Source organism: Bradyrhizobium sp. BWC-3-1, assembly GCF_032917965.1.
GTDB lineage: Bacteria > Pseudomonadota > Alphaproteobacteria > Rhizobiales > Xanthobacteraceae > Bradyrhizobium > Bradyrhizobium canariense_D.
The window spans coordinates 2,545,572-2,569,971 of record NZ_CP136625.1 but is presented as its reverse complement, the minus strand read 5'-3'; the positions used below and the strand labels follow the sequence as shown (position 1 = coordinate 2,569,971).

Annotated in this window: 19 protein-coding genes and 2 pseudogenes; 9 read left to right on the top strand and 12 right to left on the bottom strand. The window is 61.9% G+C overall.

Annotated features, from left to right (window positions below; genetic code table 11):
* Positions 1-11 precede the first annotated feature (11 nt).
* The 10 genes from RX329_RS12355 to RX329_RS12310 all read right to left on the bottom strand — a co-directional run bounded on the left by RX329_RS12355 (position 12) and on the right by RX329_RS12310 (position 7,831).
* Positions 12-758, bottom strand: a complete 747-nt coding sequence (locus RX329_RS12355; RefSeq protein WP_085383597.1) for an amino acid ABC transporter ATP-binding protein — start codon at positions 756-758, stop codon at positions 12-14.
* Between the two features lie 62 nt (positions 759-820).
* Positions 821-1,648 carry a transporter substrate-binding domain-containing protein gene (locus RX329_RS12350; RefSeq protein WP_085383596.1) on the bottom strand — a complete coding sequence of 276 codons (828 nt, stop codon included), beginning with the start codon at positions 1,646-1,648 and terminating at the stop codon, positions 821-823.
* A 51-nt stretch (positions 1,649-1,699) separates the two neighbouring features.
* Positions 1,700-2,356, bottom strand: coding sequence for an amino acid ABC transporter permease (locus RX329_RS12345; protein ID WP_018460423.1), 657 nt, complete (start codon positions 2,354-2,356; stop codon positions 1,700-1,702).
* A 12-nt stretch (positions 2,357-2,368) separates the two neighbouring features.
* Positions 2,369-3,037, bottom strand: coding sequence for an amino acid ABC transporter permease (locus RX329_RS12340; protein ID WP_007601261.1), 669 nt, complete (start codon positions 3,035-3,037; stop codon positions 2,369-2,371).
* Between the two features lie 51 nt (positions 3,038-3,088).
* On the bottom strand, positions 3,089-3,943 hold the full coding sequence (locus RX329_RS12335) for a shikimate dehydrogenase (RefSeq protein ID WP_085383595.1): 855 nt from the start codon (positions 3,941-3,943) through the stop codon (positions 3,089-3,091).
* A gap of 15 nt (positions 3,944-3,958) precedes the next feature.
* On the bottom strand, positions 3,959-4,786 hold the full coding sequence (gene aroE, locus RX329_RS12330; RefSeq protein ID WP_018460426.1) for a shikimate dehydrogenase: 828 nt from the start codon (positions 4,784-4,786) through the stop codon (positions 3,959-3,961).
* Between the two features lie 3 nt (positions 4,787-4,789).
* Entirely contained in the window at positions 4,790-6,016 is a 1,227-nt protein-coding gene (locus RX329_RS12325; RefSeq protein WP_018460427.1) for a CaiB/BaiF CoA transferase family protein, read from the bottom strand.
* A complete protein-coding gene (locus tag RX329_RS12320; protein ID WP_085359180.1) occupies positions 6,013-6,483 on the bottom strand; it encodes a MaoC family dehydratase in 471 nt (156 codons plus the stop codon). The genes RX329_RS12325 and RX329_RS12320 overlap by 4 nt, the downstream gene beginning before the upstream one ends.
* A 12-nt stretch (positions 6,484-6,495) precedes the next feature.
* Positions 6,496-6,882 (bottom strand): VOC family protein, encoded by a 387-nt coding sequence (locus RX329_RS12315; protein WP_085359182.1) that lies wholly within the window; start codon positions 6,880-6,882, stop codon positions 6,496-6,498.
* 4 nt (positions 6,883-6,886) lie between these two features.
* On the bottom strand, positions 6,887-7,831 hold the full coding sequence (locus RX329_RS12310) for a ketopantoate reductase family protein (protein WP_085383594.1): 945 nt from the start codon (positions 7,829-7,831) through the stop codon (positions 6,887-6,889).
* Positions 7,832-7,933: 102 nt separating this feature from the next.
* Here RX329_RS12310 and RX329_RS12305 point away from each other — a divergent pair, with 102 nt between their 5' ends.
* Positions 7,934-8,914 (top strand): LysR family transcriptional regulator, encoded by a 981-nt coding sequence (locus RX329_RS12305; protein ID WP_085383593.1) that lies wholly within the window; start codon positions 7,934-7,936, stop codon positions 8,912-8,914.
* A gap of 1,525 nt (positions 8,915-10,439) precedes the next feature.
* Here the strand turns inward: RX329_RS12305 and RX329_RS12300 are convergent.
* Positions 10,440-10,724, bottom strand: coding sequence for a hypothetical protein (locus tag RX329_RS12300; RefSeq protein ID WP_240543991.1), 285 nt, complete (start codon positions 10,722-10,724; stop codon positions 10,440-10,442).
* A gap of 148 nt (positions 10,725-10,872) precedes the next feature.
* Between RX329_RS12300 and RX329_RS12295 the strand changes: the two are divergent.
* The 5 genes and pseudogenes from RX329_RS12295 to ligD all read left to right on the top strand — a co-directional run.
* Positions 10,873-11,548 (top strand): annotated as a pseudogene (locus tag RX329_RS12295) (Hsp70 family protein); the annotation flags it as partial.
* Positions 11,549-11,639: 91 nt separating this feature from the next.
* Positions 11,640-12,209, top strand: a complete 570-nt coding sequence (locus RX329_RS12290; protein ID WP_158091687.1) for a histidine kinase dimerization/phosphoacceptor domain -containing protein — start codon at positions 11,640-11,642, stop codon at positions 12,207-12,209.
* Between the two features lie 15 nt (positions 12,210-12,224).
* The gene (locus RX329_RS12285) at positions 12,225-12,602 is read left to right on the top strand and encodes an ATP-binding protein (protein WP_085383591.1); all 378 of its coding nucleotides are present in this window, start codon (positions 12,225-12,227) and stop codon (positions 12,600-12,602) included.
* 513 nt (positions 12,603-13,115) lie between these two features.
* Entirely contained in the window at positions 13,116-13,742 is a 627-nt protein-coding gene (locus RX329_RS12280) for an NYN domain-containing protein (protein ID WP_018460434.1), read from the top strand.
* Between the two features lie 232 nt (positions 13,743-13,974).
* Positions 13,975-15,792 (top strand): DNA ligase D, encoded by a 1,818-nt coding sequence (gene ligD / locus RX329_RS12275; RefSeq protein ID WP_317245887.1) that lies wholly within the window; start codon positions 13,975-13,977, stop codon positions 15,790-15,792.
* Positions 15,793-17,367: 1,575 nt separating this feature from the next.
* Here ligD and RX329_RS12270 read toward each other — a convergent pair.
* On the bottom strand, positions 17,368-18,024 hold the full coding sequence (locus RX329_RS12270; RefSeq protein WP_240543263.1) for a Crp/Fnr family transcriptional regulator: 657 nt from the start codon (positions 18,022-18,024) through the stop codon (positions 17,368-17,370).
* A gap of 277 nt (positions 18,025-18,301) precedes the next feature.
* Here RX329_RS12270 and RX329_RS12265 point away from each other — a divergent pair, with 277 nt between their 5' ends.
* From RX329_RS12265 to RX329_RS12255, 3 genes and pseudogenes are all read left to right on the top strand, one after another.
* Entirely contained in the window at positions 18,302-19,420 is a 1,119-nt protein-coding gene (locus tag RX329_RS12265; protein ID WP_085362079.1) for an IS110 family transposase, read from the top strand.
* Positions 19,421-19,866: 446 nt separating this feature from the next.
* Positions 19,867-20,625: pseudogene (locus RX329_RS12260) on the top strand (IS110 family transposase); the annotation flags it as partial.
* 846 nt (positions 20,626-21,471) lie between these two features.
* Positions 21,472-23,871 (top strand): EAL domain-containing protein, encoded by a 2,400-nt coding sequence (locus tag RX329_RS12255; protein WP_317245886.1) that lies wholly within the window; start codon positions 21,472-21,474, stop codon positions 23,869-23,871.
* Positions 23,872-24,400: the final 529 nt, after the last annotated feature.

Here is a 24,400-nt window from a genome sequence, read left to right as displayed (position 1 = left end):
AATAACTCCGTTCAGTGATGGGCGAGGATCTCGCCAAGGAACTGCTTGGTGCGAGCGTGCTGCGGATTGCGGAAGAAAGCGTCGGGCACACCTTCTTCGATGATCTGCCCTTCAGCCATGAAGATGACACGGTCGGCAACCTGGCGGGCAAAACCCATTTCATGGGTGACGCAAATCATGGTCATGCCGTCGTTGGCGAGGCCGGTCATCGTGTCGAGCACTTCCTTGACCATTTCCGGATCGAGAGCCGAAGTCGGTTCATCAAACAACATGACCTTGGGCTGCATGCAGAGAGCACGCGCGATCGCGACACGTTGCTGCTGACCGCCCGAGAGTTGCGCCGGATACTTCTCGGCCTGCTCGCCAATGCGCACCCGCTCGAGATATTTTCGCGCGCTCGCCTCCGCTTCGGTCTTGCTGATGCGGCGCGCGCGAATGGGCGCGAGCATGCAGTTCTGCAAGACCGTCATATGCGGAAAAAGGTTGAAGCTCTGAAAGACCATGCCGACGTCCTGGCGTACGACATCGATGGCTTTGATGCTGTCGTCAAACCGATGACCGTTCACCACGATACTGCCCTGCTGGATTGCCTCCAGGCGGTTGATACAGCGTATCAGCGTCGACTTGCCCGAACCGGACGGACCGCAAAGCACGATCTTTTCCCCTCTGCGCACAGTGAGGTCAACGTTGCGGAGAGCCTGATACCCGCCGTACCATTTCTGCACGCCCTTCATTTCGATCAGGATCTGGTCCTGCATGGATTCGGCCTCCGTTATCGGACGGCGGCCAACGCGCCCAGCGCGTCGGCCGCTTGCAGTGACTATTGAACTGTGAACGGAACGCCGGGGACCGAGTCGGGGAAGACCGGCACGGGCGCCTTCATCCACTTGGCGTAGAAAGCGGCCAATTTGCCATTGGACTTGATCTGGTCGACGAATTTGTTCGCCGTCTCGTTCCACTCCTTCTCTCCGAGGCGCGTGCAGGCCCCGTTGTACAAGGCGGTGAAGTGAAGCTTGGGCTCGAACCCAAGTTCCGGCTTTGCAGCGTTCAGACGCTGCGGGTAGAAGCTGTTTGCCCCGACCGCCTGCACCTGACCCGAGAGCAGTGCCTGGATCGTGGCCGCGTCATCATCAAACCTGCGGATTTCGGCGCCCGCAGGAGCATTATTGGTTACCTGGGTGTCCTGCGTGGAGGAGCGTGGGACGCCGATAACGTACTTCCCCATATCGGCGTTACTGTTGATCGGCGTTGCCTGGGCAGCGACAAGTGTAATCTGATTGGCAACATAGGGTTTGGAATATTGTACCACCTTCGCACGCTCGGGCAGCATGGCCATGGTCGCGAACAGAATGTCTACGCGGCCTGTGGTCAGCGCCGGAATACGATTGGCCACCGCCAGCGGGACGAACTCGGCCTTCACGCCGAGATATTCAGCGAAGGCACGCCCCATGTCGGCATCGATCCCATCCTGCTTTCCTGAGCTATCGACATAGCCCCAGGGCGGATTATCGCCCTGAATGCCGATGACGACGACGCCCTTCTTCTTCACGTCCTCCAGAGTGCCCGCCTGCGAGCCGCCTGCGACAACGATGGCCGACAGCGTCAGCAGCGTAACGCCGAGTTGGCGGCGATTGAGCGAAAACAACATGAGTATCTCCTCCTGGTGATGGCTGTATTTGATTGAGTAGGTGCGCCGAACCTACCTTTGACCGGCCAGGGCGAGCCTGGCCTCCATCCGACTGCCCCACCACGAGAGTGGCCAGCAGAGGATGAAATACATCGCGCCGACCACACCGAAGACGAGCAACGGCTGGTAGGTCTGGTTCGATACGATTTGACCGGCGCGGGCGAGTTCGATGAAGCCGACGATGGCAGCGAGCGAGGTACCCTTGATGAGCTGCACGAGATAGCCAATGGTCGCCGGCAGCGCGATGCGAATGGCTTGCGGCAGCACGATGTCGCGCATGCGCGCGGAATAGTGTAGACCGAGCGCCATCGCGGCCTCGGTCTGACCGCGAGGCACGGCCTGGATTGCGCCGCGCCAGATCTCGCCCAGAAAAGCCGAGGCGTTGACGGTGAACCCAATCGCGACCGCAACGAATGCTGACAGCTTCAATCCGAGGAGCGCCAAGCCGTAATACACCACGAACAGTTGCAGCAGCAGCGGTGTCCCCTGGAAGATTCCGATATAGATCCGAACTATCCATTCCACGGTCGTGCGACCGCAGGTGCGCAACAATGCGACGACCAGGCCGGCGGTACAGCCACCGACGAATGCAACCAGCGTCAGGAGTACCGTCCATTGCAGACCACGCAGGAGGAAGCCGAACTCGGGAACGCCGAAATGCGGTGTCATGATCTGTGCTCCTCAGCGCGTCGGATATGAGAAGAAGCGGTGAGAGATGATTGCGAAGCCCGCCATCAGCAGCCAGGAGATCGCGAGGTAGAGGAAAGTGACGAAAAAATAGACCTCGAAGCTGCGGAATGTGTCGCTTTCGATTCGCTGCGCGACCGACGTCAATTCATAGGCGGACACAGCCGAACAGATCGACGAGGTCAGCGTCAGCATGATGAACTGTCCCGTGAGCGAGGGATAGATCGCGCGAAGCGCGGGCTTGAGTACGATGGAACGGAATACCTGCCCTTTGTGCAGTCCGAGCGCGTAGCCAGCCTCGATTTGCCCTTTGTGAATCGATTGCACGCCGCCGCGGATGATCTCGATGGCGTACGCGCCTCCGTTGACACCGAGTGCGATAATGGCGGTGGCGGTCGGATTGAGCTTTACCCCGACGAGCGGCAGTGCAAAGAACAGAAAGAAGATCTGCACCAGGAACGGCGTGTTGCGCACGATTTCGACGAAGCCGATCACGATGGCGCGCAACCAGGCCGCCTTCGCATCGCGGGCCGCGACGCCCGCGACGCCGATGATCATCGCGAGCGTCATGCCAGCAAGCGCCAAACCCAACGTCCCCACGCAACCCCACAGCAACGCGGGCATTGCGTGCCAAACCACCGAGAAATCGAGCGTGTAGCCCATCTTGCGTTTCCTCTCGGGCGTTGTGCGTACCGCTCGCCCATCGGCCGGATGTCATCCTCCCAGGGATGCGAAAGTTGCGACGAAGATGTCTGGATCAGGCGAGACGCCCGTGAACAGGCGGAATGCTTCGGTGCCCTGGAAGATCGCCATTCCGCCACCATCGACCGTGCGGCAGCCGAGGGTACGCGCCGCGCGCAGCAGCGCGGTCTCGAGGGGGAAGTAGATGATCTCAGCGACCCAGAGCCTGGAACACAGTATCGCCAGCGGCAGCGGCGTTCCCGGATACTTGTCCATGCCGATCGGCGTCGCGTTTACAATTCCGTCTGCGGCAGCCACGGCCGCTGCGACATCCCGGCCGACCCTCAAGCGCCCTTCTACAAATCGAGAGGACAAGCCGTCGACCACGCTCTGCGCCTTGGCCGAGTCAACGTCTATGATGGTCAGTTCCTGCACGCCAAGCTTCATGAGCGCGAAAGCAACCGCCGCGCCCGCGCCGCCTGCGCCCAATTGCACGACGCGACCGAGTGGTGCACCTTGCATGTTGCGGCGAAAATTCTCGGCAAAGCCGAACCAGTCGGTGTTGTGGCCGGTCATTCGGCCCTTCTTGACGACCACGGTGTTCACGGCGCCAAGCGCCTCCGCGTCGGGCGAAAGCTCGTCCAGCAGCGGAAGGATCGCCTGCTTGCAGGGATGGGTTACGTTCAAACCGTCAAAGCCCATCCGCCTTGCGGCCGTGAGCAATTCCGGCAACGCTTCGACGCCGAGGTTCAACTCGGTCAGATCGATCTTCTTGTAGAGATAGCGGATGCCAGCGGCGTCGGCGGCCGCTTCGTGCATGGGCGGCGTGCGAGACGCCGAGATGCCGCTGCCGATCAGGCCGACGAGAAAGCTGGGTTTGGGATGCATGGTCGGCGTCGTCCGTCAGCTCAATGGAACAGTCAATTCGGCGATGACCTGGGCCGTGCTCGGTCGCACGCCGCGCCACCAGACGAAGGCTTCCGCCGCCTGCTCGACCAGCATGCCGACGCCGTCAGCCAGCTTGGCCACGCCTTCGGCGCGGGCCGCTTGCAGAAAGCGAGTCAATCCTTTGCCATAGGCAAGTTCGTACGCCAGCTCCGCGCCCTGGAAGACATTTCCCGGAAGCGGCGGCATTTCACCTCGCAGGCTGGCAGAGGTCGCGTTGACCACGACGTCATAGCCCTCGGCAAGGTCGGCCAGTTCAGCGTAGCCGCTCACCATCAGGGGACCACAGCCGGCAAACTCTTCGGCCAATGCCACGGCTTTGGACAGCGTTCGATTGACGAGAACCAACTCGGACGGTTGCTGGCGCAGGAAAGGCAGCAACGCGCCACGCGCCGCTCCCCCGGCGCCGAGCATCAGGACGCGCCGACCGGCCATTTTGACGCCGAGATTGGCAGTGATGTCCTGCACCAGCCCTACCCCGTCGAAATTTTCGGCGATGATCCGGTCGCCCTCGAATTTCAGGCAGTTTGCGGCACCTGCCCGTCTGGCGCTCTCTGAAAGCTCATTTGCATAAGCGAAGGCATCGAGCTTGAAAGGGGCGGTGATGTTCAGCCCCTTGGCACCCTCTGTCCGGAATTGGTCGACCCGTCGGCTGAAGCCATCGATAGGTCCCTCGATCGCCTCATAGACGAGATCCTGTCCCGTCATTCTGGCGAAAGTGCCATGGATCAAGGGTGATTTGCTGAAGCCGATCGGATTGCCAATCACCGCATAACGATCGCTCATCGCTCACTCCCGCACTGCAGCTTCGTTGTAAAGCACGCCGTCGCGCACCATCGCGTCGACGGCTTCGGCCGACAGTCCCAGCGATGCGGCAATGCGGCGATTGTCCTGCCCAAGCAGTGGCGCCGGAGTACGCACCGTGGTGTCGCAATCGGAGAACCGGAACGGCAGGTTCGGCAGCGTTACTTTGCCGAGCACCGGATGCTCCTGCTCGACCAGCATGCCGCGCGCATGGATCTGCGGATCCCTCGCGACCTCTTCGATGGTCTGCACGGGAGCGGACGGCACACCTGCTTCCTCGAGTGCCGCAAGACACGCATCCCGAGACGGCTGTGATAGCGTCCAGTTGCGCACAATCTCCATGGCTTCAGCATAATGGGCGTTCCGCGCGGCGGGCTTGGCGAAACGCTCGTCCAATGCCAGCGTGTCTCCTCCAATCAGGCTCGCCAATCGTCGCCACGCATCATCGACTTGCGCAGCGATGACAAGATTGCCGTCCTTGGCCGGAAAGACCCCGTAAACGGTCGAGTCCGGCTGTCCGCTGCCGGTTTGCTTCGGCAGGTCAGCGCCGCCCGAGAGGAAGTAACGCTGAACCGCATAGTCGTGCATCGAGACCATGCAATCGTACAGCGCCAGATCGATATGTTGGCCGCGCCCGGACGACGCACGGCCAACCAGCGCCGCATTGATAGCAGCGACGCCATGAATGCCAGTGTACATATCGGCCAGCGGCATCCGCAGCAGTGGCGGCGCTTCGCCGGGATTGCCCAATTGCGCCAGGGCCCCCGACATCGCCTCTGCGATCAGGCCGAAGCCCGGACGATCGGCATAGGGACCGGTGTGACCATAGGCGGAGACCGAGCAATAGATCAGCTTCGGATTCCGCCCCGATAGCGCTTTGTAACCAAGCCCGAGACGTTCGAGTGCGCCGGGTCGGTAATTCTCGATGAAGACATCGGCTGTGTCGACCAGCTTCATCATCATGTCGAGACCACGCTTGTCGCGCAGGTCGATGCAAAGTCCCTGCTTCCCCATATTCTGCTGTAGGAAGTAGCCGGATTGTTCGTCCTTGAAATATCCATGGGCCCGGCCTGCGTCGCCGCCCTTTGGACGCTCCACCTTGATGACCTCCGCGCCCATCGCGGCGAGGCAACGGCCCATGAACGGGCCGGCCAGGAAATGGCTGTAGTCGATGACGCGGACGCCTTTGAGCGGCAGATCTTGCGCGGTCATGCGCGCTCTCCCGCGACGCCGGTCTTCGGGCGCATCGGAATCATCAGCCGATGCTCACCGAGCTGCACCACTTCGCCGCGCTGATTAATCAGCTCCGAGGGCAGCACCACGATGCCCCACCCGTCCCGCTTTGTCTCGCGCATTGAACCCACGCGGAACTTCACGTGCACGGTGTCCCCGAGCTTGATCGGCAGCTTGAAATCCCACGTCCAGCCCAGCGACATTCCTGGGAGGAAGCGGTAGTAGGCACGGGTCTTCAAACCGTCGGCCAGCGACAGACCAAACAGCCCGTGCGCGACGCGCGTGCCGAACGGCGTTGTCTTCGCGTACTCCTCGTCGACATGGACCGGCGTGAAATCGCCCGTCAGTTCGGCGTAGGCATTCACCATTGCTTCGGTGACCGTCGCCGAGGGCGTGACGCATTCATCGCCGACCTTGGCATCGTCCCAGTAGCGCTCATCAGTCATGTCGCGTTTTCCTTAGGCCCGTGGATTGATTGCCAAGGCGCCTTCCACAGCGCCGGCGCTGGCTTGCAAGATCTCGACGTTGAGCCCGCCCGGCAGTTCGAGCCAGTTCGCCCCAGCGGGCAACGCCTTGGCGCCCCAGGCAGCGGCACGGGTGAGCACACCTTCGTAATCGTCGACCATGATGCCGAGATGGGCGAGACGCCCCTCAGGTCCGACGAAATTTGGATCCTCGATGAGTTGCACGCTTCCGACCACCCAAACCTGGCGCGGGCGTGCACCGTCGGCGGGTTGCTCGTCGCGGATGGCGAGGCCAAGCACATCACGAAAGAAGGCGATGTGACAATCAACGTCCGGCACACGGATCGCGACGTGCTCGACATAGGCGCGGGGCAATGACATCGTCTCAGGACTTTCCAGGATAGTCGCTGCGGGCGTATTCGATGCCCTTAACCAGTGCGACGAGGGTGGAATTGACCGGGGTTGGCACGTTGAGCCTGGCGCCCCAACGCACGACGGAGCCGTGGATGTAGTCAACCTCGGTCAGATTGCCGGACTGCAAGCTCTGCAGCATCGACGTCTTGAATTCGGGCGGCAGGCCAGCGGATGCCATCGTCCAGGCGCGTCGCGGGTCGGTAATCGAGATCTTCACGCCAGCAGCTTGCGCAACCGCGATGCTCTCCGAGATTGCGGCCAGCGCGCAATCTTCCAGAACTGGCAGCGAATACAGGCCGCCATAAGTCAGCCCGGTAACGGCGGTAATTCCTCCTCCGGCGACGTTGATGAACAACTTGTCCCACATCGTGCCCAAGATGTTGTCGCTGAGCCGCGTGAGAATTCCGGCGCGATTAAAAGTCCCGGAGATTAGCTGCGCACGTTCCGTCAAGCGACCGTCAAGCTCGCCGATGATGGTCTCCTTGCCGAGGACCCCGGAACGAACATGACCAGGGCCGAGCAGCACACCGCCGACGTAGGTCTTGCCCGCCATGACCCGGTCACGACCAACCTCCTCCGACAGGATGTCCTCGTGACCAAGACCGTTCTGAAGCGACATCACGACCGTCCGCGGCCCGATGATCGGCGCCGCGGCACGGATGGCATCCCGCGTGTGGTAGGATTTGACGAGGACAATGACGAGGTCTGCCTCTACGCCAACCTGGGTCGCGGAAGTGCACGCAGTGACCTTCACAACGGTCTCGGCGCCAACTTCGAGCACCCGTAGGCCGCCGGCATTGATAGCGTCGACATGAGCCTGGAACGGATCGATCAGCCAGACCTCGGCCCCGCCGCGCGCCAGCGTACCGCCGATGGTCGAGCCCAAGGCTCCCGCTCCGATAAAGCAGATCCTCATCCGAACGCTTCTCCCGCGCCATTCTCGGCGTTGGAAGCACGGTAGCCGGCCGCTCGATATTTAGATATATTATGATCTTTATAGCAATTATTGTGAATCGCAATGAAGCACCAGGATCCCGTCGAGACCAACCTGCTGGACCCGCGCCTGCTCAGGCTGTTCGACGCATTGTTCGCAACGGGTAGCGTCACCAAGGCAGCCGAGAAGCTCGGTCAAAGTCAGCCGACCATTTCGATCTGGCTGGCCCGTCTGCGAAAGGAATTAGACGATCCGCTCTTCGTCCGGTCAGCAGACGGCATGCTGCCGACGCCGCGCGCGGAGGCTCTGATCGGCACGGCGAGGCAGGCGCTGGAGATGCTGCGTCGCCTGGCCGAGCTTCGCAGCGACTTCGATCCGACAACCGCGAAACGCCGTTTCGCCATTTGCATGACGGATGGAAGTCACGTCACGCTGCTTCCCTCCATTCTCGCTCAGGTCCGTCGCGTTGCGCCTGGCGTTCGTATCGAGGCGACACAGATCGGCCCCGACACCCCAAGAATGCTGCAGTCCGGAAAGGCCGATCTGGCGCTCGGCTACATCTCGGATCTCGACGCGGGACACTTCCAACAGGCACTGTTTCCGCAGGATTGGGTCTGCCTGGCGAGCGCGAAACATGCCCGGATCCGCGACCGCATCACGGCAAAGGATTTCAGGCGTGAGGCACACGTCCTCATTCGCTCCGGCACCGGGCATCAGTTGCTCGCCGCTGCGCTGCAGGAGCAGAAATTAGTCCTAGACGTTGGGCTGGAGCTACCCGGCTTTTTGGGGTTGCCTGCAATCGTCGGGACGACTGACCTGATCGCCACCCTTCCAAGGCACATTGGTGAAACGCTGGCTCACTATTACGGACTGCGCGTGCTCGACTGCCCGCTGGCAATCGCCGGATTTACGGTGAAGCAATACTGGCACGCCCGCTTCCATCATGACCCGGCAAGCCAATGGCTGCGTGGCGTCTGCGCGGAGCTCTTTCAACAGCAGGAAGTGCGGGGTCTATATCGTTCCGGTCGGCCAAGGAAACGAAGGCCACGCGATTTGCAGTCGTAATGGTCCCCGGTAGCGGGGCAACGACCGCGCCCGAGGCCACCGGCCGGGCCGACTGCGGCACGGCTGCAATTCCGCACATGCGCATCTGGACCGGTTGTCCGCTTCGTTCGCCGTAGCACCCTATTCTACGATGAGGGCAAAACAGGCCTGCCCGACCAGCTTCCGCGGTATATGTTCGGATGGAAGCCTCGGAGATAAGCCAGCATGGCCACGCCGTTTAGTTCGATTCTGGACCGAGCCTTAAAATCTGTGTTTCCAAACGCGCCCAAAGTGAAACTGCTTACCGAATGAACTCAACAGCTTGACATCTGGCTGGGGCGGGAGGGATCGAACCTCCGAAGACTGCTACGTAACCCTATGAAAAATCGTGCTTTTCACGCTGCCTTGCTGAGGCTGTAATACACGTCCGTGAGACAATGCGCAAGACGCGCCGCCAATCGATTGTCTTGGTCCGTTGCACCCACCTTGTCGTCCCTAATGCCGTCGGCTGTTCAATCTGGCATGGCGGGAGGGACTCGAACTCCGATCCGATTCGTGGCCGAGAACAGTAATCGGCACCGCGCGTACGAACTGTGTGTTGTGGCTGAGACAAACGAGGACCTAGAACGACAACCCGCGCAAATTCTAGATGCGAATTTATCGCACGCTAAGTTACACCTCACGTATCCTGCGATCCTCGCCGTGCCTGCCGGCCGCCCGGGCGTTTCGCTCTTGCCCAACACAACGATACAAGTTGGGGGTAGTAACGGGGGGCGTCGGCGAGCACCCGCCTACGGCGACACCGATTCAAGAGTATGAGGAGTGACCTTTGGCTGGATCGCGGACCCATCATTTGCCGGTGCGCAGGGGGCGCCCGCCCCCGCGTGATCCTAGGTGGATTCGGGGCCAACTCGCAGACGGCTCCGCCGCACGGCGGCTGAAGGGGCCGCTCGCTGCGGACGCGCCCTCCAGGTCCTGGATGGCAGCCCAATCATGTTGGGGACGACGGACCTGTGGGGATGCCTGACCCTCAACGCCTGCGGCAGTTGCTCATCCAAAAGGCACGGCGGCTGACGGCATAGCCAACCCGCTCCCGAGAAGTTTCTGCAGGCAAACTCCTCAGGCTTCGGAAATCTTGTGGAGTAATGAGGCTTGGTGTCCTTCTTGAAATTCCTTGGCTGCTCACTAGTTGCTTGTCGCCCTTCGCCGGCGTTTGGCTCAGACACCCAGCGGCGCAACGCCATTGGAGGTGTATTGGGACTGATACCATTTGACCCCTGCTCCCGCTGTATCGGGAGGATTCTATGCCGAACAAGATCCCAAATGTCAGACAATCCGGCAGTGGGTGTGGCGACCGGCAAGACGCGCTACGCGCTTCGGCGAGTGCCGTCGCCAGAAAGCCACCTCAACCTGCGGCCGCAAAAGGCCTAGCGGCCGAGGAGAGCGTGCAGGTCGAACTTGCGATCGCTATACGCGACCGAGCGAGGTTCTGCGCGACCCGACATTATGCGAGGAGCAGAAGCGAGATCTGCTCCGCCGGTGGGCGTTAGACGCATACCGCCTCGTAGCGTCCGCGAAGCAAGGCATGCAGTCGGATGCGGCCTCGGAGCTCAATGAGGCCATTGATGCGCTGATCGATCTCGACGGCGGCACGGCTCCCTTGTCCAAGCTTCCGACCGTATGCTCTGCAAGACCCGGAGAAAGTGCACGGGCTGCGTGATGCGGAAGCCCGTCCGCCGTCCGATCCGCAGTTCACTGAGCTCCGCGCGCCTGAACCGGTTCCAATTTCGAGCACCTTGTCCGTGGACTTCAGTGCGGCCGCTTCGGTCATCAGCGCGACAATGTAGGGCTGGGAGACAGTCTGGGCGTGCGCGATCGGCGGCGCGCCGTCCTCATCGCGCCGGCGAGGCCGATGCCGCTCGTGCCGCGAGCAAGAGATCGAGGAGTTCCAGCACAGGGGCGTCAAGCGCATTATCGATTACCTCGCAGATGAATTCAGGAAAGAAAGTGGCATCGAGCTGCGGAACGACCGCCTGGCGTTACAGCGTCTCAAGGACGCTGCGGAGAAGGCCAAAATCGAGCTGTCGAGTAGCACAGAGACAGATGTCAATCTCCCGTTCATCACCGCGGACCAGCACGGACCCAAGCACCTCAACATCAGGCTGACGCGAGCCAAGCTGGAGGCGATCGTCGACGACCTCATCCAGAAAACCATTCCACCATGCCGGGCCGCCCTGAAGGACGCCGGTCTGGAGCCTGGTCAGATCGATGAAGTCGTGCTGGTTGGCGGCCAGACCCGCATGCCCAAGGTGCAGGAGACCGTCCAGGCCTTGTTCGGGCGCGAGCCGCATAAGGGCGTCAACCCCGACGAGGTCGTGGCCATCGGGGCCGCCATTCAAGCCGGCGTGCTGCAGGGTGACGTGAAGGACGTGCTGCTGCTCGACGTCACTCCCCTGTCCCTGGGTAGAGACGCTCGGCGGCGTGATGACGAAGCTGATCGACCGCAACACCACAATTCCCGCAAAACGCAGCCAGGTGTTCTCGACGGCAGAGGACAATCAGAATGCCGTCACGGTACGTGTGTTCCAGGGCGAACGCGAGCTGGCGGCCGACAACAAGCTGTTGGGGCAATTCGACCTCGTAGGAATTCCACCCGAGATGCTGTGGCCCTCGAAGACGTCCAGCAGGGTGGTAGGGCCATGTTGACGATGAGCGCATCATACCAATGCGCCGTCCATCGAGCAGGATGCCAGTCTCGAAATTCTTCCGCGGCGACCAGCGCATCTGCTACGCGAACAAGGAATTCGAAACGCTCTTCGGCCAGGACGCGAAAGACTGCGCCGGCAAGGGCTGGTCGATCCTGGCCGGGTTCACGGACGAAAGCGATCCGAACGTCTCGCTGGATCTGGCCGTGCTGAAGGACGGAGGAGAGTTTCTCGGCACCTTCCGGGCGGAGCGGCCTAGACCGCTCCTGGTCGAGGCCTTCTCCGGTCTCATTCAAAACGAGGACGGGACCGAGAACTATCGCATCGCGGCGCTGATCGACATCACCGACAGGGCGCGTGCCGAGCGTGAGGAGTATGCGCGCCGCATCCGCGACAAGGACATCCTGCTGCGCGAGCTGCAGCACCGCGTGAAGAACAATCTTCAGTTGATCGTCGCCCTCATACGACTCGAAGCACGCAACGAAAGACGGGGCGAGAGGGTCGACTTGCACACGCTGGCCGGCCGCATCGAATCCCTGCATCTGCTCTATCAGGCCCTGTCGAACGAGGCCGCCGGCGACGAGGTCGATCTGGGCCATTACCTCAGTTAGATCGCCGCCGCGGTCATGAACACCTGCGCCGTCCAGGGAATTCGGCTCGAGCAGAAGACGGAGTATGCCCCGGTTTCGGTCAACACCGCGCTGTCGGTGGGGCTCGTTGTGAACGAGGTGCTGACCAACTCCTTCAAATATGCCTTTGAAGGCCGCGGCCACGGCGTGATCACGATCGAATGTCTGCGCCAGAGCGAAGACCGGTATCGCGTGGTCGTCGCGGACGACGGAGTCGGGTTGCCTGAGGGCATTACATGGCCGATCCCGGGAAAGATCGGCGCGCTGATCGTGCAGACCTTGAGGGAAAACGCGAAACCGGACTTCAAGGTCGAGTCCGCGCCGAACGAGGGCGTTCAAGTGACGATGAACGTCGCTCGACGGGCGATTGCGTGATAACGAGCTGTCGGCCCGCTTGCGGGCAATTTCCCGGGTGATCAGGCGCTTCGGCGCGAGCGACTCCGCGACGGGTCTTCGCGGCCTGCCGAGCGACTCCCGGAAGCGAGCAGCATCAGAAAGAGCGCCCGATTGGCCTGGTACCGGGCAGCCGGCCGGTTGGCTTCCGAGCCTTGCATGATGGTTTGCCCATCAGTCGTGCAGAGACGCCATCTGCATGCCCGGCGGCGCCGCCTGAGGTGGATTTCGAAGAGCGGCAATTCGTGCGGCATTCACGGCGTCCCCTACTGCATTATCTTTGCAGCAGGCTCCTGGTTCAACTGTTCATGAAAAAGGATTTGAAAGCTCGAATTCTTGGATATAGCCTTGCTCCGTCGGAGCTCACGTTCTTGCCGCAACGCAGAATGCGAGTGAGCGGCGGGCCAAGGCCGCCCCGTGCCCAAACTCCATCTTTGAGCAAACCATCCGCCAAGCGGGAGCGGTGCTTCCGCCGGGATCATTCGGGCTGCCAACATGTCGTCCTCGCCCAGCAAGATTGCCCTGTTCATCGACGGCGCCAATCTTCATGCCACCTCCCGAAGCCTTGGCTTCGACATCGACTACAAGCGCCTTCTGCAGGAATTCCAGAGCCGAGGTATCCTGCTCCGCGCCTTCTACTACTCGGCTGTCATCGAGGATCAGGAATTCTCCTCGATCCGGCCGTTGCTCGATTGGCTTGACTACAACGGCTACACCGTCGTGACCAAACCGACAAAGGAGTTCGTCGACTCGTTCGGACGGCGCAAGGTCAAAGGCAATATGGACGTCGAACTCGCGGTGCATGCCATGGAGATGGCCGGCGACGTCGACGAAATGGTTCTGTTTTCGGGCGACGGCACTTTCCGTTCGCTGGTGGAGGCGGTGCAGCGCCGAGGCGTACGGGTGAGCGTGGTGTCGACCATGGCGACCCAGCCGCCGATGATCGCGGACGAACTCCGGCGGCAGGCGGACGTGTTCACCGACCTGATGGAGCTGCGAGCCGCGATCGGCCGGGACCTGTCCACGCGCCCACCACCCCGCGAGCGCGGCGATGTTCGTGGCCCGCCGCTGCGCGCCGACACGGCGGCGCCGCGTCCAGAGCCCGACGAACTCATCCCGTAACATCGAGCGCACCTGCTCGGGGCGCGGGTTCGGCCTGCCGGTACGATCATGAGCTCCGCCGAAGGCCCGGTGCTCCTGTCGGGAGACCGACGCGCAAGTGGAATATCCTGGTGCAGACGTAGCGCGACTACCCGGTTTCGTCGGATTTGGCCTCCTCGACCTGCCGCGCTGGCGAGGCCGTCAAGCGGCCTCCGCGGAACGGAACGAATCAGCGCGACGGCGTTGAATCGCCATGTGTGCCGTGGCGTTGCGTCAGTCTCGTTGGGGAGTATCGCGTGTCCATGGCGCCACCAAAGTTGCGATTCCTGGTTACATCGAGCCGTGTGATCCCACGCTGCGCGAGAATCCGCCGCGCGGCAAGGACTGGGTCTACGAGATCAAGGCCGACGGCTACCGCGCTCAACTGCACCGGGGAGATGAGGACGCCAAGGTCTATTCGAAGACCGGCCTGGACTGGACGGAACAGTTCTCCTCGATCGCGGTGGGCGCGGCCAAACTCAAAGCAAACAGCTTGGTCATCGACGGCGAGGCCGTGGTGTACGGCAGTGGCGGCCTGCCGGATTTCCAGCAGCTCAGGCGAGAGCTCGGCCCGAAGCAAAGCGAGCGCGTGCGCTATCACGCCTTCGATCTCTTGTACCTCGACGGCTATGACCTGCGTGGCGTCGTGTACGAAGAGCGCAAGCGGTTGCTGCAGCGGCTTCTGAAGGACGCGCCCGAGACGTTCATGTACGTCGAGGCGCTTGCGGGCGACGGCAACGTAATCTTCGAAAAAGGGTGCCAGCTGGGGCTGGAAGGCCTGATCGGCAAGCGGCTCGGCGAGCCCTATCGCTCGGGCCGACAGGAGAGCTGGATCAAGCTCAAGTGCAAGAAGAGCGAGACCTTTCCGATAGTCGCGTTCGTTGAGAAGCTGGGGGCGCGCCCGCGCAAGATCGCCTCGCTCTACGTCGGCCGGCGCGAGAACGGCAAGCTGCTCTACGCCGGCAAGGTGCGTACCGGTTACACCGAGACGACCGCGCGCGAATTGCGCGAGCGGCTCGATCCGTTGATCCGCAAGACGTCTCCCCTGGACGTGCCAGTCAAAAAGCCGAAGGCGACCTGGGTCGATCCGATCCTCGAAATCGAGGTCCGGTATGGCGCGCTTACCGATGATGGCCTGCTTCGCGAGGCCGTGTTCAAAGGCTTTCGCGATGATCTTGCGGTGCGCAAGGTCAAGGCGCCGCGCCTCGTGCCCTGCGCGGCCGGCCGCCCGAAGCTCGGCGTCCCCAGAGAGAACATCCTGCAGCTTCTGCCCGAAGCCGTTGCACCGTCCAAAGAAGAACTCGCCGACTACTGGCGCAGGGTGTGGAAGAAGGCCCTCCCGCACCTCGGCCATCGCCCGCTCAAGCTGGTGCGCCACGTGCAAGGCACCACCTTCTACCACAAGGGGCCGCTGCCGAAGGACATTCCGGCGGCCGTGCACCAGCTTCGTATTCAGAAGCGGGAGGGCGGCCAGGGAACGCGCCTGTGGGTCGACAGCCTCGATGGCCTCTTTGGTCTCGTCGAGATCGGCGCTGTCGAGCTGCACCCGTGGAATGCGACCGTCGAGGACTTCGAACATGCCGACCGTATCGTGATCGATCTCGATCCCGGCGAGGGCGTCGGCTGGGAGGCCGTCGTGGAGACCGCGCTCGATCTGCGCACGCTGATGAAGTGCGAGGGTTTCGAGACCTGGCCCAAGCTCACGGGCGGCAAAGGAATTCATCTGATGGCGCCACTGGCTCAGCCGATGCTGCACGACAAGGCGCATCGGATCGCGCATCAGCTCGTCTCCGCGCTCGCAGCGCGTCATCCAGACCGCTACCTTCTGTCTGCGCAATCAAAACGTCGCGGCCGCATCTTCCTCGATTATCTGCGCAATGGCCGCGGGACGACGGCGATCGGCACCTATTCCCCGCGAGCGCGCGAGGGATTTCCGATCGCAGCGCCCGTGACCTGGAAGCGCATCGAGAGCGGGATCGCGCCGGACGCCTTCTCCATCGACAGTCCATTTCGCGTCAAGCCAAGGAGGTGAGCCGTATGTCGGATGCATTCGATCTATGGGTGGAATGGCGCCACAAAACTCCCAAGTTCACTCCCTTCAGGTAGGTGGCTGCCGTCCGCGTTGCATGAGTCGCTTGACCGCAGCAATGGTGCGAGCGAGCTGTCTAGGCCAGAGCGACCTACGTGGCGGAGTGACTATGAGAATGTAGAGCAGGTTCAGCAGCAGCCAGCAGCCGACCGCGATGAATATGTATTTCATACAAAAATCCCGGAACACCCGGCGACGACGGCAAAGTCCAAAGCATAAACTTGCGGAGCAGCTTTCTTATGATCGCCCGGCAGTCGGTGATGTAAAAACCGGGAACGAAACCATATAGCGAACTGCGTTACGGCGTCGCTCGAAATAAACAGCCAACAGTGCTGACAGCTTTCTGCAGGGCGCGTAGACCCCAGCCAGGTTGGGAGAAACAGCCGGGGCCGGTGTCCCATTGCACGTGCCGCAATCGGCCGTAATCGGCACGCCCCAAGTTTCACATGCACAAGCTCAAACTATTTCGCCGGCGCCGTACTAGGGCACGTACTCATGAAGCGGCGGCCGCCTGATGTCCGGTTTGCCGCCAACATCGGCCAAAGAGCGGGTGGGCTCCGAGGCCGCAGATGGGCCAACACCGGAAGTCGAGGAACGACGCCCTGCCCGGCATAGCACCGGCTCACGTCGGAAAACGACGTCGCCACGCCGGACCAGCCGCTGATACACTTCACTTCTGCCGAGGCGGTGGTGAGCGCGGCGTCACGCGTGCCGCTGGCTACGAAGCCGCCGTCGGCCAACGCGTGGAAGAATGCTGTCCTCATACTCGGTCGGCTTGCAACGAATGTTGCTCTCACTCAGTGGTAAAGTTATTCGCGCTGTGGTTGGATTTTCGTTGGCGTTCGGCGCCCTGGAGTTGTTTGACGAAGTTTTCCTGAAACAATGAGCTGCTATAGTCTGTGTTAGCGTGACTTTGTTTTTTCGGGCAGACAATCAGGTCAACCAATCGGCTGTTGAGCTTGGAACTGGTGCAGTCTGCGAACGGGCTCACATCGAAGAGCCGTCTGAAGTGGCTACAATCACGCGAAGATCGCGGTGGAAAGATCTGACACTGACACTCAAACGGTGGGGGTGACGATGCCCGCCATATTCGACCTGCTCTATCGTGAATATTGCCGCGCCTGCCTCGCTGAAATGCGAAAGCAGCTTCTGATCCCAGCTGAACGCCCTGAAGCTCCAGACATGTGGGATTACAATCCTGCGGATCACAGCAGCGACGACAGGACCAACACACCGCACCGAACCGGTCACAGGCGTGCCGAACAGCGGCCCCGAGACAGGCGGCCTCTCCCGGCGCAGCAGTGACAGGCAACAGCTCGGGAGGCAACTATGAACACCCCAGAATGCTACACTGTAACGGTGGCTTGCGTCTCGTGTTTGACCATTATCGGTCTAATGCTTGTCGGGGCGTGGTGAACGTGAGCTACTTGCCGCTAGACCGCGACCGTCGGCCGTTACTGAGCCGCAGGCAAGCACGAAGGTCCAGTCAAACAAAGAGCGGCGGCTCACTTTCGCGGATCAGGCGGCCACCAGCTCCTTGTCATACATGCGCTTGATTCTGTGTCGCATCACGGCGTAGCACTCGCAAGCGATCTTCTCGAGCCGCCTTCGGTCGATGTCTAGCATTCCGCGTCGGTCCGATAAGACGCCGCCCGCGGCCTGAAGTCTGCCCATCGTTAGCGTCACGGTCGTTCGGCGGACCCCGAGAAGTTGTGCGAGCGCCTCATGCGTTAGCTGGATTCCGCTCTCTGCGGTGTGGTCGTGAATCTCAAGCAACCATCGAGCCATGCGGCACTCCACCGGATGCACCGCGTTGCAAGCTGCCGCGTTGTTAAGCTGCAACAATTGTGTGCGGAGATGGAGCCGTAGAACACGCCTGATCGTGTCGCTTTGCTCATAGGCAAGCTGCAATTGCGAAACAGGGACCTGGAGCGCGGCTCCAAGGACGTAGGCAGTTGCTGTGACTGGGGAGCGTGAGGGACTTAGGACGGAGAGAGCGCCGACCGCCCCTTCCGAGCCCATGAGAGTTGACGCGACAATGCGTCCGTCCGACATTTCAACTAGGAACGCTATGGCCCCGCTGAGGGGGAAATAGACCAGCTTGAACTCATCTCCCGTTCGCACCAGTACAGTATCAAGGTCGAACGACGTTTTCTGGGTGTAGGGCGCGAGCAAGTTAAGGTCCGCTGGCGGCGTTGCCGCCAGCAGCCTATTCCCAAGGCCATTCTGGAGCGAAATCGCCGGTATTCCTCTCAAGCACGCAGAAACAACGCGGCTCAAACCCTCGCCCAGGAGGCAGGTTCCAATTTACTGACCATTTGTTTTCCGCGTGCCTCGGCTCGAACTTCCGCTAGACTGTATGTCCCCCCACAAAATGAGGCGACTCACCCTCGATGTTGCGACGAGGGTTGCCCGGATGGACGGGTAGAGCCTCAAACAAGGAGGGCGAGTCGTGGGTCATCATACCGAGGTCTTTGTCGGAATCGATACGTCAAAATCGCGCAATGCTATAGCCATTGCCGATGGCGGCCGTGGCGGCGAGGTACGATATCTCGGGGAGTTTCCTGCCACGGAGGCAGCAATCCGAAAGCTGGTGGCAAAGCTTGCAGCGAAATGCTGTCAGTTGACGTTTTGCTACGAAGCAGGGCCAACAGGATACGGTCTCTACAGACTGCTCAAGAGCCTCGGCCATGACTGCCTGGTGGTGGCCCCCTCGCTCGTTCCGAAGAAGGCCGGCGATCGAGTGAAGACGAACCGGCGCGATGCGGTAAGCCTCGCCAAGCTGTTGCGCGCGGACGAGCTCACGGCGGTATGGGTGCCGGACGAGCGCCATGAGGCTATGCGCGATCTCTCGCGCGCCCGTCAAGCAGTGAAGAAGGACCTCCAGGGCAAGCGTCAACAGATCTCGTCATTGATGCTGCGGCTGGGACGCATCTATCCGGGCAAGACAACGTGGGGACCAGCCCACATGAGATGGCTCATGTCGCAGAAGCTCGAGCATCGCGAGCAGCGCATCGCATTCGAAGAGTTACTTGAGGGGGTACGCCAGGAAAGTGAGCGGCTGGAGCGTTTGGAAGATGCCATCCGCGAGGTAGTACCCGAGTGGTCGCTCGCCGAGGTTGTGTCGGCCCTGCAGGCGGTGCGCGGGATTGATCTCATTGCGGCTGTGGGGGTGCTGGCTGAGATCGGTGATCTATCCCGCTTTCAAAATCCGCGCGAGCTGATGGGCTATCTGGGTCTGGTGCCCACAGAAAACTCGACTGGCGACCAAGTCAAGCGAGGCGGCATCACCAAAGCCGGTAATGGGCGGGCGCGACGTATTCTTGTAGAGGCGGCCTGGAGCTATCGATATCCGCCGCGCGTGAGCCGAGACAAGCAGCCAAAGGTGGAGGCCGCACCGAGAGTCGCGCGCGAGATTGCGTGGAAAGCGCAAACCAGGCTGTGCGGACGCTTCCGCTCACTCGAGCGGAAGGGCAAGCGGCGAACCGTAATCGTCACGGCGATTGCCCGAGAGCTATCCGCCTTCATTTGGGCGATCAATCGAGAGCTCATGCCACCTCGACAGGCGTGACATCGTTGGGGGCTGTGGACCGCTCGAGTCGTGAGGTGCGCTCGACCGGCCCACAGCCCCCTTTTGTTGCAATCAAGATCAGGGGGCAGTCGCAGACATTAATCGTGCAGAAGTGAAGGCGGGACCACGGCAGGGGAAATCCTGAAATCCATTATGTGGCCGATCATCCGATCGACGCCCGACGCTAGACCAGGGACAGCCCCAGACGAAAAAACGGAAATGCGGTATCCAACCCGCGCATCAGAGCCTGTTCACCGACGTCTTTGAGTCCCGCCTTCTCCTCTGCACGATCCATCGGCACAAGAACTTCACGATGAGTCCTCGTGGAGATGAGAAACCGTGCGCTGTGTGCTTGACTGGGGACATCAGAATGGAATGGTCCGGCCGTGCTCCGGCCCTGCCAGCACGAGAAGCTGGCAAGGGGCGCCCAAGACAAGGAGCACGCCATGTCTCAGAAACTCGACGCTTCGCCCGCCGTCATCGGCATCGATATCGGCAAGAACTCGTTCCACATCATTGGCCAGAATCAGCGCGGCGGCATCGTGCTGCGGCAGAAGTGGTCGCGCGGCCAGGTGGAAACGCGGCTCGCCAACCTGCCGCCGTGCTTGATCGGCATGGAGGCCTGCGTCGGCGCGCATCACCTCAGTCGCAAGCTGCAAACGCTTGGCCACGACGCCCGCTTGATGCCGGCGAAATACGTGCGCCCCTATTCGAAGGGACAGAAGAATGACTTCCGAGATGCGGAAGCCATCGCCGAGGCTGTCCAACGCCCGACCATGAAGTTCGTCGCAACCAAGACCGCCGACCAGCTCGACCTGCAGGCGCTGCACCGCATGCGCGAGCGATTAGTCGGTCAGCGCACCGGCGTCATCAATCAGATCCGTGCGTTCCTGCTGGAGCGGGGCATCGCCGTGCGGCAAGGCCTGCGCTCCCTGCGGTCCGAGTTGCCGAGTATCCTCGCGACGCGCACCGATGTGCTCTCGCCTCGCATGTTGCGCATCATTGAGGATCTGGCGGGCGACTGGCGCCGGCTGGATGAGCGTATCGAGGACCTCTCCAGCGAGATCGAAGCATTGCCCCGTCAAGACAAAAGCTGCGAGCGACTGATGACGGTGCCCGGCATTGGCCCGATCATCTCGAGCGCGATGGTGGCTGCCATCGGCACTGGAGACGTGTTCTCGAAAGGCCGCGACTTCGGCGCCTGGCGCGTTAGCGCGAAGGGCTTTCCGGTACCTTCGCTTGGCGCTTTTCGAGCTGCTCCTCGACGTAGAGAAGGATCATTCGCCGGGTGTCCTGGTCAGTTATTTTCTGGAATGCCTTGATCAGGCGCAGCATCTCCAGATCATCTTCGATTATTCTGTTCGACATTGCAAAAGCCTCAAGGGAAAAGCAGCAGTCTCAAATCGGGAAAAGTATGCAATATCTCACGTACTACGGGAACATGGAAAATCAGCAGAAAGCTAATCCGTGCCGGCCCGCCGCCGAGCCGGCGGAGGCGGCTCCGGCCATCCGCCTCAGAGCCAAGCTGAAGCCGGGGCACTCTCCGCCATCGCGCAGGAGCCCGGCAACTGAGGTGGCGTTACTCTCTGCGGCGTACCTTCGGCACTCTGCCATTCGTCCGCGCCCTCTCGGCAACATCCCAAATGTTGTCGCCCTTCGGCGGAGCGCGACGAATATAACCCGAAATATCCAGTTCGTTTCACCCCTCGGGTGGAGGTTGGAAACGCCCTTGTCAGCTCTAGGCAACCCAGCAGCGGTCGTCGCGTTGCTCCGCGGGGGCCGTTCTATTTGCGAGGCACCATGGACGAGAGCCTGCTCGTAACAATGATGCGCCGTCCCCTCTGCAAACCGGCGCTGCTGCTTGCGCGTCAAGATTGATTGTCCAGGCAAAGCCCATCGCCCGTTGAAAGAAGTTTGACGAATGTCGTTCGACTGACAACGAATGGTTGATTCTGGAAGCCTCTGTTCACCATCCGGCAAGCCGGTCCTCCTTCGTTACCTAAAATCCACCACTTCCCCGCTCTGGTGATCGCAGGCCTTGGGGGATGCTGATGTATCAAGTGCTCTACTGTCTGACCGATGAACACGATTGGCGACTGGCCGCGCTTGGGGGCGCGCTCTGCCTGCTCGCAAGTACGGCTGCGATCAGCCTGTTTCACCGGGCGCGCGCGACGCAAGGATCGGGCCGCCTGGTCTGGCTGGCGCTCGATGCAGTCGTTGCCGGCTGCGGCATCTGGGCGACGCATTTCATCGCGATGCTGGCCTACGGACCGGGCGCCAGCGGCGCCTATAATGTTCCGGTGACGCTGTTGTCGCTAATCTTCGCCATCGCCATCACCTTTGTTGGCTTGGGCGTTGCGGTCTCGACCATGCGACCGGGCCTCGTCGCTCTTGGCGGGGCGATCGTCGGCGGCGGTGTGGCGGCGATGCACTATACCGGCACGATGGCGCTCGAGATCCCTGCGCGCGTCAGCTGGGCGACGGGCACGGTGGCCGCTTCGATCCTGCTCGGGGTGGTTTTCGGCGCATTCGCGCTCCATGTCGCTGAACGGCGAGACAACTTGTCCGGCACGCTCGGTGCTGCGGTGCTGCTGACGGTCGCCATCGTCTCGCATCATTTTACGGCGATGGGCGCGGTGCAGCTGACGCCGGATCCGACGCTGCCGATCAGCGGCCTGTCGATCCCGCCGACGTCGCTGTCGGTTCTGACCGCGAGTGCTGCGGCTGCGATCATCGTGATCGCATTGGTCGCCGCGCTGCTCGATCGGCGGGCCAAGGGGGAATTGGGCCGCCAGCAGAGGGTGCTGGACACGGCGCTCGAGAACATGTCGCAGGGGCTCTGCATGTTCGACGCGGACGGCAAGATCATCCTGTTCAACGAGCGTTATGCCGCGATGCTCGGCCGCACCGACATCCTGCTCACCGGCCGGCTGCTGGTCGACGTGCTGCGGGAGGAGCAGGCCAAGGGCCAGTGGCAAGGCGATGCTGGCGAATTCTTCGCCCGCCTCGTCGCCGACGCGCGCGAGAGCCGCACCACGACCGACATCGTGACCAGGTTCGGCCGCTCCATCCGGGTCGTCAACCAGCCGATGCAGGGTGGCGGCTGGGTCGCGACCTTCGAGGACATCACCGAGTGGCTGGAGGCGCAGGCGAGGATCTCCCATATGGCCCGCCACGACGCGCTGACCGGCCTGCCCAACCGCATCCTATTCCACGAGCAGCTCGAGCATGGGCTGCGCCGGACCAATTCAGGCGACCAACTCGCCGTTCTCTGCCTCGATCTTGACCACTTCAAGGACATCAATGACTCGCTCGGCCATCCCATCGGTGATGCCTTGCTGAAGGAGGTCGGGCGCAGATTGGAGGCGACCGTCGGCGAGAGCGACACCGTGGCCCGGCTTGGCGGCGACGAGTTCGCCGTGGTCCTGATCGGGCGCTCCGAGGAAACCGCTGCAAGGTTCCTGGCCGGCCGTCTCGTCGAGGCGATCTCGGCGCCTTACGAGATCGACCACCATCAGATCGTGATCGGCGTCTCGATCGGCATCTCGCTGTCGCCGCAGGACGGCAGCCATCCGGACGAGCTGTTGAAGAATGCAGACCTTGCGCTGTACCGCGCCAAGGCGGACGGTCGCGGCACCTATCGCTTCTTCGAGACCGGCATGGATGCGCGCGCGCAGGCGCGGCGGCTGCTGGAAATGGATCTGCGCGCGGCGCTGCAACGGAACGAATTCGAGGTGCACTACCAGCCGATCCGCGACGTCGCCACCAACCGCGTCGTCGCCTTCGAGGCGTTGCTGCGCTGGTCACATCCGCAGCGTGGCCTGATCGCGCCGATCAACTTCATTCCATTGGCGGAGGAGACAGGTCTCATCATCCAGCTCGGCGAGTTCGTGCTGCGCAGCGCCTGCGCCGACGCGGCGACCTGGCCCGACGATATTGACGTCGCCGTCAATTTGTCGCCGGTGCAGTTCAAGAGTCCGAACCTGATCGCATCCGTGACCGCGGCGCTGGAGGAGGCGGGACTGGAAGCCCGTCGTCTCGAGCTGGAGATCACTGAATCCGTGCTGCTGCAAAACGGTGAGGCGACGCTGACCACGTTGCATGAGCTGCGCGCCATGGGCGTGGGTATCTCGCTCGACGATTTCGGCACCGGCTATTCGTCGCTAAGCTATTTGCGCAGCTTCCCCTTCGACAAGATCAAGATCGACCGCTCTTTCGTCTCCGAGCTGGCAACCCGCGCCGATTCCATGGCGATCATCCGCGCCGTGACCGGCCTCGGCCGCAGCCTCGGCATCGTCACGACCGCGGAAGGGGTCGAGAACGACGCGCAGCTCGAGTTGCTCCGGCGCGAGGGCTGCACCCAGGCACAGGGCTATCTGTTCAGCAAGCCGCGGCCTGCCTGCGACGTGGCACTGATGCTGGAAGGGCCGCGGCTCCGAGCGTTGGCTTAACGAAATTATCAGAATGCCATCGCGGCACCGAGGCACAGCGCGGTAAGTCCGGCGGGCACGCCTGAGACGGTCGGGATCGTCGCTGCACGTCGCGTTGTCTGAGGTGCACTGGTCTCTCCCGAGATCCATCGCCGCGTGAGGGTAGCGCTCGACCTTCCGGTCCTTACTGTCTTCGGTCAGACCGAGCTCAGCCCGATTGTCGCGCAGACGAGCGTCGACATCCGCAGACTGAGTTCGTCCGGACCGCGGGAAAGCGCTCTGGAACGTCGGAAGTGCGCGTTGCGGATCCGATGGATCTTCGTATTTTGCCGACCGGCACTTAGGGCGTAATTCAAGTCCGTGGATATCAGACCCACAATCGGCTATCTCGACGCGCCGGAGAATGCGCGTCCGGCCATCACAGCTGACGGATGGCTGCGCACGGGCGACCTCGGGACGCTGGATAAGCGCGGCTACTTGCGTGTCACGGGCCGCCTCGAGGACATCCCGCGGCGGAGAGAATATTTACCCGGCCGAGGTCGAAACCTGC